The sequence below is a fragment of the Nocardia sp. NPDC057353 genome (assembly GCF_042667085.1).
Classification (GTDB): Bacteria; Actinomycetota; Actinomycetes; order Mycobacteriales; family Mycobacteriaceae; genus Nocardia.
The window spans coordinates 35,053-50,302 of the sequence record NZ_JBHVAK010000026.1 but is presented as its reverse complement, the minus strand read 5'-3'; the positions used below and the strand labels follow the sequence as shown (position 1 = coordinate 50,302).

At 70.6% G+C, this 15,250-nt stretch carries 15 protein-coding genes; 6 read left to right on the top strand and 9 right to left on the bottom strand.

Features of this window, described 5'->3' with window-relative positions; genetic code table 11:
- The first annotated feature begins 68 nt into the window (after positions 1–68).
- On the top strand, positions 69–473 hold the full coding sequence (locus tag ACFUUZ_RS15995; RefSeq protein WP_378696760.1) for a GtrA family protein: 405 nt from the start codon (positions 69–71) through the stop codon (positions 471–473).
- On the opposite strand, the gene ACFUUZ_RS15990 is transcribed toward ACFUUZ_RS15995, so the two are convergent.
- The 3 genes from ACFUUZ_RS15990 to ACFUUZ_RS15980 all read right to left on the bottom strand — a co-directional run bounded on the left by ACFUUZ_RS15990 (position 460) and on the right by ACFUUZ_RS15980 (position 4,055).
- Positions 460–1,077: a pyridoxamine 5'-phosphate oxidase family protein gene (locus ACFUUZ_RS15990; protein WP_378696717.1), complete on the bottom strand. Its 618-nt coding sequence runs from the start codon at positions 1,075–1,077 to the stop codon at positions 460–462. The genes ACFUUZ_RS15995 and ACFUUZ_RS15990 overlap by 14 nt on opposite strands.
- 183 nt (positions 1,078–1,260) lie before the next feature.
- On the bottom strand, positions 1,261–3,435 hold the full coding sequence (locus tag ACFUUZ_RS15985) for a molybdopterin-dependent oxidoreductase (protein ID WP_378696715.1): 2,175 nt from the start codon (positions 3,433–3,435) through the stop codon (positions 1,261–1,263).
- A 137-nt stretch (positions 3,436–3,572) separates the two neighbouring features.
- Entirely contained in the window at positions 3,573–4,055 is a 483-nt protein-coding gene (locus ACFUUZ_RS15980) for a hypothetical protein (RefSeq protein WP_378696713.1), read from the bottom strand.
- A 208-nt stretch (positions 4,056–4,263) separates the two neighbouring features.
- Between ACFUUZ_RS15980 and ACFUUZ_RS15975 the strand changes: the two genes are divergently transcribed.
- Complete coding sequence (locus tag ACFUUZ_RS15975) at positions 4,264–4,788, top strand: DUF4282 domain-containing protein (protein WP_378696711.1); 525 nt, start codon at positions 4,264–4,266, stop codon at positions 4,786–4,788.
- A 222-nt stretch (positions 4,789–5,010) separates the two neighbouring features.
- A complete protein-coding gene (locus tag ACFUUZ_RS15970; RefSeq protein WP_378696758.1) occupies positions 5,011–5,922 on the top strand; it encodes a helix-turn-helix domain-containing protein in 912 nt (303 codons plus the stop codon).
- A gap of 9 nt (positions 5,923–5,931) precedes the next feature.
- Here ACFUUZ_RS15970 and ACFUUZ_RS15965 read toward each other — a convergent pair whose 3' ends face one another.
- A complete protein-coding gene (locus tag ACFUUZ_RS15965; protein ID WP_378696709.1) occupies positions 5,932–6,291 on the bottom strand; it encodes a MarR family winged helix-turn-helix transcriptional regulator in 360 nt (119 codons plus the stop codon).
- Positions 6,292–6,377: 86 nt separating this feature from the next.
- Between ACFUUZ_RS15965 and ACFUUZ_RS15960 the strand changes: the two genes are divergently transcribed.
- Entirely contained in the window at positions 6,378–7,814 is a 1,437-nt protein-coding gene (locus ACFUUZ_RS15960) for an MFS transporter (protein WP_378696707.1), read from the top strand.
- 44 nt (positions 7,815–7,858) lie between these two features.
- On the opposite strand, the gene ACFUUZ_RS15955 is transcribed toward ACFUUZ_RS15960, so the two are convergent.
- Together ACFUUZ_RS15955 and rfbA are read right to left on the bottom strand one after the other, a co-directional pair.
- Positions 7,859–8,413: a dTDP-4-dehydrorhamnose 3,5-epimerase family protein gene (locus ACFUUZ_RS15955; protein ID WP_378696756.1), complete on the bottom strand. Its 555-nt coding sequence runs from the start codon at positions 8,411–8,413 to the stop codon at positions 7,859–7,861.
- Between the two features lie 5 nt (positions 8,414–8,418).
- Entirely contained in the window at positions 8,419–9,288 is an 870-nt protein-coding gene (rfbA, locus tag ACFUUZ_RS15950) for a glucose-1-phosphate thymidylyltransferase RfbA (protein WP_378696705.1), read from the bottom strand.
- Between the two features lie 190 nt (positions 9,289–9,478).
- Between rfbA and ACFUUZ_RS15945 the strand changes: the two genes are divergently transcribed.
- The gene (locus ACFUUZ_RS15945) at positions 9,479–10,471 is read left to right on the top strand and encodes an alpha/beta hydrolase (RefSeq protein WP_378696704.1); all 993 of its coding nucleotides are present in this window, start codon (positions 9,479–9,481) and stop codon (positions 10,469–10,471) included.
- Between the two features lie 120 nt (positions 10,472–10,591).
- Here ACFUUZ_RS15945 and ACFUUZ_RS15940 read toward each other — a convergent pair whose 3' ends face one another.
- The gene (locus ACFUUZ_RS15940) at positions 10,592–11,302 is read right to left on the bottom strand and encodes a hypothetical protein (protein WP_378696702.1); all 711 of its coding nucleotides are present in this window, start codon (positions 11,300–11,302) and stop codon (positions 10,592–10,594) included.
- Between the two features lie 313 nt (positions 11,303–11,615).
- Between ACFUUZ_RS15940 and rfbB the strand changes: the two genes are divergently transcribed.
- On the top strand, positions 11,616–12,617 hold the full coding sequence (gene rfbB, locus ACFUUZ_RS15935; RefSeq protein ID WP_378696701.1) for a dTDP-glucose 4,6-dehydratase: 1,002 nt from the start codon (positions 11,616–11,618) through the stop codon (positions 12,615–12,617).
- 10 nt (positions 12,618–12,627) lie between these two features.
- Here the strand turns inward: rfbB and ACFUUZ_RS15930 are convergent, their stop codons facing one another.
- Together ACFUUZ_RS15930 and ACFUUZ_RS15925 are read right to left on the bottom strand one after the other, a co-directional pair.
- Positions 12,628–14,235 carry a DUF2142 domain-containing protein gene (locus tag ACFUUZ_RS15930; protein WP_378696699.1) on the bottom strand — a complete coding sequence of 536 codons (1,608 nt, stop codon included), beginning with the start codon at positions 14,233–14,235 and terminating at the stop codon, positions 12,628–12,630.
- Positions 14,232–15,182: a glycosyltransferase gene (locus ACFUUZ_RS15925; RefSeq protein ID WP_378696697.1), complete on the bottom strand. Its 951-nt coding sequence runs from the start codon at positions 15,180–15,182 to the stop codon at positions 14,232–14,234. Before ACFUUZ_RS15925 ends, ACFUUZ_RS15930 begins: the two co-directional genes overlap by 4 nt.
- Between the last annotated feature and the right edge of the window lie 68 nt (positions 15,183–15,250).

Below are 15,250 nucleotides of genomic sequence, written 5' to 3'. Positions count from 1 at the left end.
CGGCCGGCGCGACGGCCGGCCCCGAAGGCGGTAGCTCGCGTAACCACGAAGGGGCCCCGGAGCGCCGAATGCAGCAGAGCACCGATGTGGACCTGAAGACGCAGATCATCAGGTTCACCCTGACCGGCGGGCTCTCGGCGGTGGTCGACTTCGGGCTGTATCTCCTGCTCTACAAACTGGTCGGCCTGCCGCTGGACCTCGCCAAGGCGCTCGGCTTCGTCGCGGGCACCACCACGGCCTACCTGATCAACCGCCGCTGGACCTTCCAGGCGCCGCCGAGCCGGCTCCGCTTCCTCGCGGTCGTGCTGCTCTACGCCGTCACCTTCGCGGTGCAGGTGGGGATCAACTCGCTGATCAACCGCTGGCTGGACGACAACCTGGTCACCCTGGTGCTCGCCTTCGTGGTCGCCCAGGGCACCGCGACGGTGATCAACTTCGTGGTGCAGCGGGCGGTCATCTTCAAGATCCGCTGAGCGCCGCCCTGCCCGCCTTGGCGCCGAAGTAGTCGCCGCCCTTGGCCCGGACATTGTCGGTGCCCCAGTCCCGCAGCTCCCGGTCCGCCGGGACCAGGTGCGGGATGTGCTTGCGGCAGTGGATGTAGGCCTCCTCCACGTCGACCACCACCCAGCGCTCGGCCATCCGGCCCTTGTGTTGCGCGGGTAGTCCCGGTACTCGCGGCCGGAGTACGTCGTCCTCCACGATGTGCGCGGTGCCGTTGATGTGCAGCCCGATCAGATCGTGCACGAAATCCAGCAGCATGATGCCGATGTGCGGGTTCTCCACGATATTGCCGAGGCTCGCCATGACGCCGTTCCCGCGATATTCGGGATAGGCGACGGTGCGTTCGTCCACCACGTGCAGAAATCCGGGAACGCCCGCCCGGAAACTGGAATCGCATTCCCCGTTCCGGTCGGCGGTGGCGATGAAGGCCATGTCCATCCGGGCGACGAAGTCGATCATGGCCGGGTTCAGGTGATCCAGAACCTGCTCGTCATAGAAGCGCTCGGCGCGCGCGGCGCTGCCGTACCGCTCCTGGAGGTCGCGCTCCCCGTCGCTGCCGTGTCGAGAACCAGGCATCGCGCCCCCTCCGGTCGTCGAACGAAAACGTCGACCAGTTTAGGGAGTTGCCCACCCGGCGCTCACCGGAATGCGAGGTATGTCTCCGGGAAAATGCTCGTGCGCAAGGGTTTTCCAGGAATTTGCGGGCGCCGGGCAGGCGTATTCGGTTTTTTCTGGTGAACCGGTTGGTATCCGCTCGGCTCAGGCGGGGGTGAGGGAGACCGGGACTCCGTTGAAGACGGCATTGCCGGACGGCACGTCCAGCACCGAGTCGTCGGTCAGGATGTTCGCGTTCACCCCGGCGTGCTCGCGCGCCACCTCCTGGTCGCTGCCGCCGTGGCCCCAGCCGTGCGGCAGGCTCACCACCCCGGGCATGATCGCCTCGGTCGGCTCCAGCGGCACCGTCACCACCCCGGCCGCGGACTTCACGATCGCGTGCTCGCCGAGCCCGAGCCTGGCCACGTCGTCCGGGTGGATGTGCAGGGTGCAGCGGTTGGTGCCGCTCACCAGCCGAGGCAGGTTGTGCATCCAGCTGTTGTTGGAGCGCAGGTGCCTGCGGCCGATCAGCACCACGTCCGGCGGGGCGGCGGCGAGCGCGGCGCGCAGCCGCTCGGTGTCGGCGAGCAGCTCCGGCGGCGCCAGCTCCACCCGCTTCGACGCGGTGCGCAGGTTGTCGGGCAGCTTCGGCTGCAGCGGGCCGAGGTCGATGCCGTGCTCCTGCTCGAGCAGCGAGTTCAGCTCCAGCGTGCCGCCGTTCCACGCGCCGTACGGGCCGAGCCGCAGCATGAGGTCGATGCGCTGCTCGGTGCTGTTCACCCCCTGCAGCTCGGGCCGCCGCTCGTCCAACCCGGCCTGGTGCAGCATGCCCGCGATCACGAACTCGTCCAGCGCGGCCAGCGCCTCCCGGCCGTGCGGCTGCCCGGAGACCGCCGCCGCCAGCCGGGCGACCACCTCGGACTCGGACGGCCGGTCGCCGAGCGGCACCAGCGGCCGCGAGTACCTGGTGTAGTTGCGCACCGCGAACTGCAGCAGCGCGAAGTCGTAGTGCGGCGACTGCGTGGTGCGCGGCGGCGGCAGGATGACATCGGCGTGCCTGGTGGTCTCGTTGACGTAGCGGTCGACGCTGACCATGAACTCCAGCCCGGCGAAGGCGGCGTCCAGCCGCGGCCCGCTCGGCGCGGAGAGCACCGGGTTGCCCGCGACCGTGACCAGCGCGCGGATCTGCCCGTCGCCGGGGGTGCTGATCTCGTCGGCGAGCGTGGCCACCGGGATCTCGCCCATGGCCTCGGGCAGGTCGCGCACCCGGCTGCGCCAGCGGCCCGGCCGGAACGGCTTGCTGCGCACGATGCCGAGCGTGGCGCCGGTGGCGAACATGGCGCCGCCGGGGGAGTCGAGGTTGCCGGTGAGCACATTGAGCACGTCGACCAGCCACTGGGTGAGCGTGCCGAACTCGGCGGTGCAGGTGCCGATCCGCGCGTACACCACCGCCCGCGGCGCCGCGGCGAGCTCCCTGGCCAGCCGCTGCACGGTCTCGGCCGGGACGCCGGTGCGGCGCTGCACCGCGGCGGGGGTGAAGTCGGCGGCCGCCGCGCGCACCTCGTCCAGGCCGTTGACCGGCACCTCCACGGTGACCAGGTCCTCGGCGAAGAGCGTGTGCACGATGCCGAAGAGCAGGTAGGCATCGCTGCCGGGGCGGATGAAAAGGTGCTCGTCGGCGATCTCCGCGGTCCTGGTCCGCCGCGGGTCGACCACGACCAGCCTGCCGCCGCGCTCGCGCAGCGCCTTCAGCCTGCCAGGGAAATCCGGGGCGGTGCAGAGCGAGCCGTTCGACTCCAGCGGGTTGGCGCCGAGCATCAGCAGGTAGCCGGTGCGGTCCAGGTCGGGCACCGGGACCGCGAGCGGGTCGCCGAAGAGCAGCCCGCTGGCGAGCTGCTTCGGCATCTGGTCGGCGGTGCTCGCGGAGAAGAGGTTCTTGGTGCCGAGCGCCCGGACCAGCGCGGGCACGTGCAGCGCGCCCGCGACGGAGTGCGCGGTCGGGTTGCCGAGGTAGACCCCGATCGACTGGCCGCCGTGCGCGGCCCTGATCGCCGGGATCCGCTCGGCGATCAGCGCGTAGGCCTCGTCCCAGGTGGCGGTGCGCCGTACCCCGGTGGCCCGGTCCAGGATCAGCGGCTCGGTGACCCGGTCGGGGTCCTCGTCGAGCTGCCCGAGGCTGGCGCCCTTCGGGCAGAGGAACCCCCGGCTGAACGGGTCCTCCCGGTCGCCGCGGACCGCGACCACGTGGTCATCGGCGTCGAGGGTGATCTGCAGTCCACACACCGCCTCGCAGAGCGGGCAGGTGCGCAGCAGGGTCCTGGTGTTCGAGCTCGCGGCCATACACCCATCATCGTTGATAATGAGAGAAACGACGGGAATTTCTATCAATGCAGACGCGAACGACCGGTGCCCGCGGTGCCGGGGTGGGGAGTTCCTCGGCGGTGCGGACACCGGTCGTGGTCGGTGCGGGCGCTACCTCAGCAGGCGACGCTGGTGAGCTGCGCGCGCCGGTTGGCCTGCGCGGCGCGGACGGCGGCGCCGATGGCGACCACCGGCGGGACCCAGCGGGCCTCGCCCGGCGCGACGCCCCAGGAGGCGGAGCCCGCGGAGAGCTGGGTGGGGGGCAGCGGGATGCCCGCGCCGTCGGTGTGCACGACCGCACCCGCGGCGCGCAGCGCCTCCAGCGCCATCTCGGCCTTGGCCACGCCGGTGACCAGGTGGATCTCGCGACGCTCGGTGCCGGGGATCTCGATCACCGGGCCGGTGAGGTTGTTGGCGCGGAGGAAGCGACGGACTTCACCGGCGAGCTCGCCGGTGACCTCGATGCCCGCGACCGCCTCGTCGGCGATCAGGCAGAGGCCGTTGGCCGTTTCGGCGACCGTCCATCCACGCTGGGCGTAGTCCTGCGCGGCGGCGGTCATCGCGGCCGCCGAGACGGAAGTCGGAAACGTGGTACGCACTGTCTTTCTCCATTCCCCGGTCAGAGTCAGGTTCCTGCATTCACGAGAGGTATCGGTGCGCGGTGTCCTCGGCGTTACGGCGTTCGCGGAAAAATTACGAACTGTCATGTTCGTCTCATTCCCAACCGGTAAAGCCGATGTCTGGTAGTGCGCTCGACGACCCTCGGTGCCGGTAGCCCGAGCGATGATATACGGGAAGGATTCGGGGATGAGCAACGACTCCGACAGCACGCCGGTGCCGTCCGGCGAAGGCCCGCTCAGCGCGGGATCGGACCGGGCGGAGGCGGTTCCGCCACCGGGCGAGCCGCGGGCCGCCCCCGGCGCGGTGACGCTGCGCGCCTGGGTGGCCGAGGCGGCCAGCGGGCTGCTCGACATCCGGTTCCGGCGCGAGGTCACGCTCACCCTGCTGCCGCTGGCCTACCTGCTCGGGCTGGTCTTCGCCTGCGCGGTGCCGATCGCGCTGACCGTCGCGCTGTGGCAGCTCTCCGCGGTGCTCGGGGTGCTGGCCGCGCTGGTCGGGGTGCCGCTCGGGCTGACCATCGCGGCGGCGGTCCGGCTGATGCTCGAGTTCCTGGTGAACGCCGCCCGGCTGGCGGGGCGGGTGGAGCACATCGGCGACCTCGCCGACGATCTGTTCCAGGTGCTCTCCGATGTCGCGGAGCCGGTGAACCAGCTCTCCGAAGACGTTCGCGCCGTGCAGTTCTGGCGCTTCCGGCGGGGTTCACGGAAATGAGTACACCGCTGTCCGCCGATCGATCGACAGAACCGGGTCCGGTACTCCAAGTGATCGTCATTGCCGGACTTACTGTGAAACAATGCCGTCCGAGTGCCCAGGATTCGTAACCGGGCGTTCGTGATCGATCAACCCGCGTATCCGGCGCGGTCGACGGCCCGAGGGGTGAGGCCGGTCGCCCGCGATGCGACGGGAAGCGGGATACACAGGGGGGACGTGACGATGAACGCACGCCGGGTGATCGCCGGGGCCGGGCAACCTGCGGGCGCGGGGGGCGTGACCGGGTCGACGCTGCCGCGCAGGCAGCTCGGCAGGCAGCTGCGCGACCTGCGCAACCGCGCGGGGATGACGACCAGGGCCGCGGCTCGGCACCTGGAGTGGTCGGAGGCGAAGATCTGGCGCATCGAGACCGGCCAGACCTCGCTGCGCGGCCTCGACGTCGAGGCCATGTGCAAGGTCTACGCCGCGCCGGACGAGCTGGTCGAGCCGCTCACCGTGCTGGCCAGGCAGACCAAGGCGCGCGGCTGGTGGGCCGGGTACAGCGACGCCATCCCGGAGGGGTTCGAGGTCTTCCTCGGCCTGGAGGAGGCGGCGTCGGCGCTGCGCAGCTACGAGGTGGACACCGTGCCCGGGCTGCTGCAGACCGAGGCGTACACCCGCGCGCTGCTGGCGGGCGCGCGGCCCGGGCTCAGCGCCGACCAGGCCGAGCGCAGGCTGCGGCTGCGCGCGGTGCGGCAGGAGCAGCTCACCAGGTCGGTGGCGCCGCTGCGGCTGGACGCGCTGATCGCCGAGCCGGTGCTGTGGCGCAAGATCGGCGGCAACGAGGTCGCGGCCGCGCAGCTGGACCGGTTGATCGAGCTGGCCGAGCTGCCGAACGTCCGGATCCGCGTGGTCCCCGCCGATTCCGGCTACCACCCCGGCATGGAGTCGGGGCGCTTCGTCGTCCTGGAGTTCGACCCGGGCGCCACCGCCGCCTACCCGGAGCCGCCGGTGGTCTACGTGGAGGCCTTCACCGGCCCGCTCTTCGTGGACAAGGAGCAGGAGGTCGCGCGGTACCGCGCCGCCTTCGCCGGGATCGAGGCGGTGGCCGTCGACGCCCGCCGCGGGATCGAGGACGCGCGCAACGCGCTGTAGCACCGGCTGCTAGAGCAGCATTTCGGCGAGCACGGCGCGGTGCGCGGGCTTGGCCGCGTCGTAGACCGCCCTCCCCTTCTCGGTGAGGCAGACCGCGACCGCGCGCCGATCCTCCGGGCACATGCTGCGGGAGACCAGCCCGTCGCGCTCCAACCGGGCGACGGTGCGGGAGAGCGCGCTCTGGCTCAGGTGGCTGTCCTCGGCGAGCTGGCTCATCCGGTAGTCGCCACAGGCGGCGTCGACCAGCCGGTCCAGCGTCTCGAACTCGCTGAGCCCGATGTCGTGCGGCTGCAGCGCCTTCTCCAGCGCGCAGCTCACCGCGGCGTGGCGATCGAGGAGCTGTCGCCACTCACCGAGCAGGTTCGACATGGCCCCATCTTAGTGTCCACGGCAATCTCATGCAACGACATTTAATGCGTTGGCATCTAATGCGTGCGCATGTAATGTTCCGGCTCATGACTTCCTCGGTAACGCATCGCGCCGCCGCCGCGGCGACCGATCCGGCCCGATGGTCGGCACGGCTCTGGGCCATGCTGATCACGCTCTGCATCGTGCTGTTCCTGGACGGCCTCGACGTCTCGATGATCGGCGTCGCGCTCCCCTCGATCGGCGCCGAGCTCGACCTCTCGACGGCGACGCTGCAGTGGCTGGTCAGCGGCTACGTGCTCGGCTACGGCGGGCTGCTGCTGCTCGGCGGGCGCACCGCCGACCTGCTCGGCAGGCGCCGGGTCTTCCTGGTCGCGCTCGCGGTCTTCGCGGTGGCCTCGCTGGCGGGCGGGCTGGTGAGCTCGGGTCCGCTGCTCATCCTGACCCGGTTCGTGAAGGGGCTGGCGGCGGCGTTCACCGCGCCGACCGGGCTCTCCATCATCACCACCAACTTCCCGGAGGGGCCCGCGCGCAACCGGGCGCTCTCCATCTACACCGTCTTCGGCGCGGGCGGCTACTCCTGCGGCCTGCTCTTCGGCGGGCTGATGACCGGCATCGGCTGGCGCTGGACCTTCCTGCTCCCGGTCCCGGTGGCGCTCGCCGCGCTGGCCGCCGCGTGGGTGCTCGTCCCGAAGGACCGCCCGGCCGAAGAGGGCGGCCACGACCTGCTCGGCGCGCTCTTCTCCACCTCGGCCATGCTGCTGCTGGTCTACACCGTGGTCACCGCGCCCGAGGTGGGCTGGGCGACTGCGCGCACGCTGGGCTCGTTCGTCGCGGTGGCGGTGCTCTTCGCGGCCTTCGTCGCCGTCGAGCGGCGGGTGCGGCACCCGCTGGTGCGGCTCGGCATCCTGCGCAAGCGCACCCTGGTGCGGGCGAGCCTGGCCGTGATCGCGCTGGCCGGTTCGTACTTCAGCTGGCAGTTCATCGTCACGCTGTACCTGCAGGACGCGCTGGGCTGGTCCCCGCTGACGCTGGCGCTGGCGCTGCTCCCGGTGGGGCTCATGGTGACGCTCTCGGCGGTCTTCTCCGACCGGCTGGTCGACCGGGTCGGCACCGCGCCGGTGATCGCGGTGACGCTCACCGTGATGACCATCGGATACCTGCTGTTCCTGCGCATCGACACGGCGCCGTCGTACCTGACCGTGCTGCTGCCCGCTGTGCTGCTGATCGGCATCGGCTGGATCGGCTTCCCGGCCATCAATATCCAGGCCACCGCCGGGATCGACGACGACGAGCAGGGGCTCGCGGCGGGCGTGCTGCAGACCTCCATGCAGGTCGGCGCTGCCATCGTGCTCGCGGTGACGACGGCGCTCATCGCGAGCGGGGCGCACGACGACAGCCCCGCCGCGGTGCTCGCGGCCTACCGGCCCGGGCTGGAGTTCGCCGCCGCGGTCACCGCGGTGGGCGCGGTGATCTCACTGGCCGCCCTGGTCAGCCTGCGGAAGAAGGATGAACCCGCGGGCTGAGCCCGCTGCCGGACCGGGTGCCGCTCCGCGGGGGCGGCGCCCGGTCAGCGGGGGGTGAAGGGCGGTGCGGCCTCGTCCTTGGGGGAGCGCACCAGGGTGAGCGGCCGCCCGTCCCGGCCGACGCTGGGCCAGTCGATGCCGAGCGCGGGGTCGAGCGCGTCGATCTCGTGGTCGAACTCCGGGCTGTACTCCAGCGAGCAGAGGTAGGTCACCGTCGACTCGTCGGCGAGCGAGAGGATGGCGTGGCCGAGCCCTTCGGAGAGGAAGACCGAGCGCCGATCGACGTCGTCGAGCAGCACGCTGTCCCACCGGCCGTAGCTCGGCGAGCCGGGCCGCAGGTCGACCACGACGTCGAGGAAGGCGCCGCGCACGCAGGTGACGTACTTGGCCTGCCCCGGCGGGTCCTCGGTGTAGTGGATGCCGCGTAGCACCCCGGCCGCGGAGACCGAGCAGTTCACCTGCTTCAGGTCCAGCGGGCGCCCGGTGGCCTTCTCGAACTCGGAGGCCTTGAACTGCTCGAGGAAGACCCCGCGCTCGTCCCGGAACTGCCGGGGCGTCAGTACCCAGGCGCCCGGGACCTCCATCTCCCTGATCTCCATGCTCATCAGTCCCGTCCGCGCTCGAGCAGGTCGAGCAGGTAGCCGCCGTACCCCGACTTGACCAGCCCCTCCGCGGCCGCGCGGAGCTGTTCGTCATCGATATACCCCATCCGCCATGCCACCTCCTCCGGCACGCCGATCTTCAGCCCCTGCCGCTCCTCGATGGTGCGGACGTAGTTGGCGGCGTCCAGCAGCGAGTCGAAGGTGCCGGTGTCCAGCCAGGCCGTGCCGCGGGCGAGCACATCCACCCGGAGCTTGCCCTGCTCCAGGTAGGCGCGGTTGATGTCGGTGATCTCGTACTCGCCGCGCGCGGACGGCCGCAGCGAGCGGGCGATCTCCACCACGTCGTTGTCGTAGAAGTAGAGCCCGGGGATGGCGTAGTTGGAGCGCGGCGCCTTCGGCTTCTCCTCGATCGAGACCGCCCTGCCCTCGGTGAACTCCACCACGCCGTAGGCGGTCGGGTCGGAGACCCAGTAGGCGAAGACCGCGCCGCCGTCCAGCCCGTGGAAGCGGCTCAGGCCGGTGCCGAGCCCGGGGCCGTGGAAGATGTTGTCGCCGAGCACCAGCGCTGCGCAGTCGGTGCCGATGTGCTCGGCGCCGAGGACGAAGGCCCTGGCCAGGCCGTCCGGCTCGGGCTGCACCACGTAGTCGATGGCGATGCCGAAGGCACTGCCGTCGCCGAGCAGCCTGCGGAAGGCGGCCGCCTCCTCCGGGGTGGTGATGACCAGGATGTCGGTGATCCCGGCCAGCATCAGCGTGGAGAGCGGGTAGTAGATCATCGGCTTGTCGTAGACCGGGACGAGCTGCTTGCTCACCCCGCGCGTGATCGGGTGCAGGCGCGAGCCGGTGCCGCCCGCCAGGATGATTCCGCGCATGGCCCCAGAGTCTGCCGGCTCATCGCCGCGCCGGAGACGGTGAGGTTCCAGCCCGACCGCGAAATGGTCACGACGGGTTTGCCGAACAGGTCGGGCGGGGCATGGTTGTTGCACGGATCACACTTGTCGTGATCTTCTGGAGTGGGACGTCAGCGGGGACGTCCCGCCCGTGGGTGAGGTAGGTACCGCCATGACCGCGATCAGCGACGAATTCACGGGCAGGGTGATGAACCCGCACGGCCCGAGCCCGGCCGCCCGCCTCCTGCTCGCCACCTGCTCCGGTGTGCTCCGCCCGGTGCTGCGGCAGGTCCCGATCAACCGGCACACCATCCCGGTCGCCGCGGCCGCGGTGGACGGCCTCTCCCGGCTGCGCCGCGAACCGCGCGGGGTCGAGCGCGAGCAGGTGCGGCTGCGCGGCTTCGGGTTGGAGGTGCTGCGCCCGGCGGGCGGCTCCCGCGCGCTGCGCCATGGCGCGGTGCTCTACCTGCACGGCGGCGGCTTCGCGGTGTGCGGGCTGCGCACGCACCGGCCGATCGCCGCCAGCCTGGCCCGGCGCACCGGGCTGCCGGTGGTGAACGTCGACTACCGGCAGCTGCCGGGGCGGTCCATCCTGCAGTCGGTGGAGGACTGCCTGACCGCCTACCGCTGGCTGCTCGGGCACGGCGCCGACCCGTCCAGGATCGTGATCGCGGGCGACTCGGCGGGCGGCTACCTGACCTTCGCCACCGCGCTGAAGGCGCTGGCCGAGGGGCTGCCCGCGCCCGCGGGGCTGATCGGGCTGAGCCCGCTGCTCGACCTGGACCACGTCGCCAAGAGCGGCTACATGAACGTCTCCAGGGATGCCCTGATCCCGCTCTCCGCGCTGGCCGCGGTGGTCCGGCTCGGCGCCGAGATCGACGGCGTGCTCGACCCGATCCTCTCGCCGGTCAACGGCAACCTGGCGGACCTGCCGCCGGTGCTGCTGGTCGCCGCGGAGGACGAGGTGCTGCGCTACGACAGCGAGCTGATGGCGGCCCGGCTCGCGGCGGCGGGCGTGCCGTACAGCCTGGAGCTGTGGCGCGGCCAGGTGCACGCCTTCATGAGCATCTTCCCGAGCCTGCCCGAGGGCAGGGCCGCGCTCGGCCGGGTGGCCCGCTTCGTGCGGGACCGGGTCGAGCACCAGGAGCGAGCTCGGACGGCCTGACTCGGATCGGCCGGACGAGTTCTGAACCTTGCCCCGCACCCGGTGCGGGGCAAGGTTCACCCGCACACGACGGAACCCCCGCCCGGACCTGGTCCGAGACGGGGGTTCCTGGTGCCCGAATTACTTGGCCGGGGGCACGAACGGCTGGTTCAGGGTGCTCCAGTACTGGATGGCCGCGCCGATCGCCACCGGGGCGGTGATCAGGATCTGGCCTGCCAGGGTGCCGAGCGCGCCGACGGCCAGGATGCCGCCGATGCAGCCGACGGCGGCGGCCGGGATGAAGGGGCCGAACAGGCCGACGATGGTCGCGGAGGCGACGGTGGCGCCCGCGATGCCGCCGAGCACGCAGCCGAGCGCGCCGCCGCCCAGGCCGCCGACCAGGGTGCCGATGGTGGCGCCGACGGAGATGGTGTCCTTCAGCCGGTTGAACGCCGCGAGCTCACGGTCGTACTCGTTCTTCCAGGGCGCCTTGTCCTCGTAGGGCAGCGCGACCGGCTTGTAGACCGCCTTCTCCACGTCGAGCTGCGGGGTGAGGGTGGCCTCGTTGCCCGCGATCTCGGCGGCGATCGGGAACTCGAACTCGTCGATGCGGAAGCTCAGCGGGGTGCCCGCGAGCACGGTGCCGTCGGCGGCGACGACCTTGAAGACCCCGTCCTCGGCGACCAGCTTGCCGGAGTCAGTGGAGATGAAGGTGGCGGTCTCGGTGGCGTGCGCGGTGAAGTTCACCGCTTCCGCCGGGGCTTCCGCCGGGGCCGCGTTGACGGTGCCCGCGGTGACGCCGATCGCGGCGATCAGCAGCGCCGACGTCGCGGCGAATTTCTTGATGAACATGTGTTGTGAACCTCATCGAGCGTTCGGAGGGGGACCCGGTGATCGAAATCCAGACCAACTAACGCGTGGTGAATGCGCTGTGACCGGGTGTTCAAATTGCGTTCACCGGGCAGACCTGGTGGTTCGTGAGCAATCGGAAATCACGACGTTGAACAGGTCTTTCAGCGTTATTCGAACCACTCGACACCGTTCTTTCCGGTCTCTTAGTGATGTAGATCACTACGACTCCGAAAATGCCTTCTCGGGCAAATCGGACTATTCGTTCGACGACCGAGATTCTGGAACGGCCGCACCCCGGCGGTAGAGTCGCGGAATGCGCTTGCTCGTCACCGGCGGAGCCGGGTTCATCGGTGCGAACTTCGTCCGGCAGACCGTGGCCGAGCGCCCGGATGTCCGGGTCACCGTGCTCGACGCGCTCACCTACGCGGGAAATCGGGATTCGCTGGATTCGGTCGCCGACCGCATCGAATTCGTGAAGGGCGATATCGCCGATACCGCGCTGGTCGACGACCTGACCGCGGAAACGGACGCGGTGGTGCACTTCGCCGCGGAATCGCACAACGACAATTCACTCGCCGACCCGTGGCCGTTCGTGCAGACGAACATCGTCGGAACCTTCGCGCTCCTGCAGGCGGTCCGCAGGCACGGCGTGCGTTTCCACCACGTCTCCACCGACGAGGTCTTCGGCGATCTGAGCGCGGACGATCCGCCGTTCTCCGAGCAGACGCCGTACAACCCGTCCAGCCCCTACTCCGCCACCAAGGCCTCCAGCGACCTGCTCGTGCGGGCCTGGGCACGGTCCTTCGGGGTGCGCGCGACGCTCTCGAACTGCAGTAACAACTACGGCCCCTATCAGCACGTGGAGAAGTTCATCCCGCGGCAGATCACGAATCTGATCGACGGGCAGCGGCCGCGGCTGTACGGCGCCGGGCACCAGGTCCGGGATTGGATTCACGTGGACGACCACAACCACGCGGTCTGGGCCGTCCTGGAACGCGGCGAATCCGGCCGGACGTATCTGATCGGCGCGGACGGGGAAACCGACAACCTGGCCGTCATTCGGCTGCTGCTCGCGGAATTCGGCCGCGATCCCGACGATTTCGACCACGTCACCGACCGCCCCGGCCACGACCAGCGCTACGCCATCGACGCGACCCGGCTGCGCACCGAACTCGGCTGGACCCCGCGGTACTCGAATTTCCGCGCCGGGCTCGCCGCGACCGTGCGCTGGTACCGGGAGAACGAGGCCTGGTGGCGGCCGTACAAGGAGCACACCGAGGCCGCCTACCGCAGGGCGGGCGAGCGGGTGCTCTGAGCCGGTCGGCTCAGCCCCAGACCAGCACGTGGTACTTCACCGCGGCCGCGATCAGCGCGACCGCGGTGGCGCCGACGATCGTCAGCGTGGCGCCGCGGCCAGGCGCGCGGCCGTCCGGCAGCGCCAGCCGCCAGGGCAGCCAGCGCAGCAGCACCGCGAAGGTGAGCACCGCGAGCGGCACGAAGTACCTGCCCTGCACGCCGTCGATGATGAAGTAGCCCACCGGGGTGAAGGACATGTAGAGCGTCACGTAGATCATCGCCACATTGGCGAGCAGCACCAGCGCGACGACCAGGGTGCGGCGGAAGGTCGCCGCCTCCGGGCGCAGCCGGTCGCCGATGCCGATGCCGATCACGAAGGCGAGCAGGCAGGCCAGGATGGAGAGCGCGGGCACGTCGATGTAGGCGAAGCCGAGCTCGCCGAAGAACTGGGTGAACCAGCGCTGGTCCCGGCGCGAGATGCTCTCGCCGAAGATCGTGACGAAGCCGATCGGGTCGGTGAGGATGCCGCGCAGCTGGTCGTCCGGGCGGACCGTGCCCCACTGGTGCTCCGGGCGCATCAGGCTCATGCCGTCGCCGGTCGGCGCGGCCACCCGCATCCAGGCGGCGAAGAGCAGGCCGCCGACGGCGGCGAAGGCCCAGTGGGTGTAGCGCCAGATGCCGCGGAAGCCGAGGCGCTCGCCGGGGATCACCACGACGAGCAGGGCGAGCAGGATGTAGGCGGGCTTGCTCAGCGGCAGCGTCAGGGTGGCGGCGAGCAGCGCCGCGGTCTCCGGGCGGCGCAGGCCGTCGCCGAGGAAGAGCGCCTTGACCATGAGCGCGGAGATCAGGAAGGCGAGCGCGTTGGTCAGGGTGTCGGCGGTGACGGTGCCCGCCTGGAACACCGCGATGGGCAGGACCGCGACGGCGAAGGCGAGCCACTGGATGCGGTGGGCGCGCAGGGTCCACAGGGCGAAACCGGTGATCGCCAGGTAGGCGGCCAAGCCCGCGAGCCTGGTCACCAGGGTGGTCGCGCCGACGTTCAGGTCGAGTGCCTCGGCCGCGCGCAGGGCGATGGCGTTCGGGATGTACGGGACGGGGGAGTACGCCGCCGTATTGGTGAACCAGACCTGGTCCATCTCCGCGCTGACCGGGGCGGACTTGTACCGGTCGTAGGCTGCGGGGTCGGCGGCCATCGGGTTCTGCTCGTCGCCGTTGGTGGTGTAGTCGGTGAGGGCGTAGCCCATCAGGTCGGTGATGCTCTTCGGGACGTCGCCGCCGTACGCCGGGCCGCGGGTGTCCTCGATCTCCTGGGGGAGGAAGCCGCCGTGCGCTACCTGGTATGCGCGGCCGAACTGGGTGATTTCGTCGTGGCCCCAGAAGGGTGGGGTTATTACGGCGAATACTGCGCCGAACAGTCCGGCGAGGATCAGGAATGCCGTCGTCGCCGGGCCGAGCTTGTGGATTATCCGGTTTGCGATGCCCGTGCGGGTCGGCCCTTCGGTATCTCGCCCGGCCTGCGGCCGCTCGACTGGTTTGCCCTCGGAGGGGTCGAGTGCGTTCGCCTCGGAGGCAGGGGCGGTCGTGGAGGCGGCTGCCTCGTTCGCAGCCGGCTCGGCGCCGGTGGCGGAGACCGTCACCGACGGGGTCCGTCGTCCGCTACCGCGCTGTAGCGCAGGTAGACGAGGCGGGCGGCTTCGTGGCGGGAGCGGCGGATGCCGTCGAGGATGAGGCCCGCGGTCCAGGCCAGGCTGCCGAGCAGCAGCAGGGTGAAGGCGAGGAAGAGGGTGGGGAAGCGCGGGACCTGGCCGATGTCGTAGTAGGTGATCGCGATCGGGATGGTCAGCACCAGCGCGATCACCCAGGCCAGGGTGCCGAAGAGCCCGTAGAAGGCGACCGGCCGCTCGTGCCGCGCCAGCCCGGCGATCAGCTTCAGGATCTTGAACCCGTCGTGGTACGTGCGCAGCTTGGACTCGCTGCCCGCGGGGCGATCCCGGAACCCGACCGGCACCGCGGTCCGCGGCACCCGCAGGTGCAGCGAGTGCACGGTCAGCTCGGTCTCGATCTCGAACTCGCGGGAGACCGCGGGGAAGCTCTTCACGAAGCGCCGGGAGAACACCCGGTACCCGCTCAGCATGTCCTCGACGTTCTCGCCGAACACCTTGCCGACGACCCCGTTCAGCACCTTGTTGCCGGTCTCGTGCCCGGCCCGGTACGCGGTGCCCGACTCGTCCTGGCGGCGCACCCCGAGCACGTGGTCGTACGGCCCGTCCAGCAGCGTCTTGATCATGAGCGGCGCGGCCGAGGCGTCGTAGGTGTCGTCCCCGTCGATCATGAGGTAGACATCGGCCTCGATGTCGGCGAAGGCGCGGCGCACCACATTGCCCTTGCCCTTGACGTTCTCCCGGCGCACCACCGCGCCCGCTTCGCGCGCGCGCTCGGATGTCGCGTCGGTACTGAGGTTGTCGTAGACGTAGACGACGATCCCGGGCACGGCGGCCTGCAGGTCGGCGACGACCTTGGCGACCGAAGCCTCTTCGTTGTGGCACGGGACCACGGCGGCAATGCGCAGGTCGGAGGAGTCCACCCGGGTCAATCCTCGATCTCGGTGGGGTCGAACAGGGAACACGGGGAGGGTACAGGCCGGACGCGGCC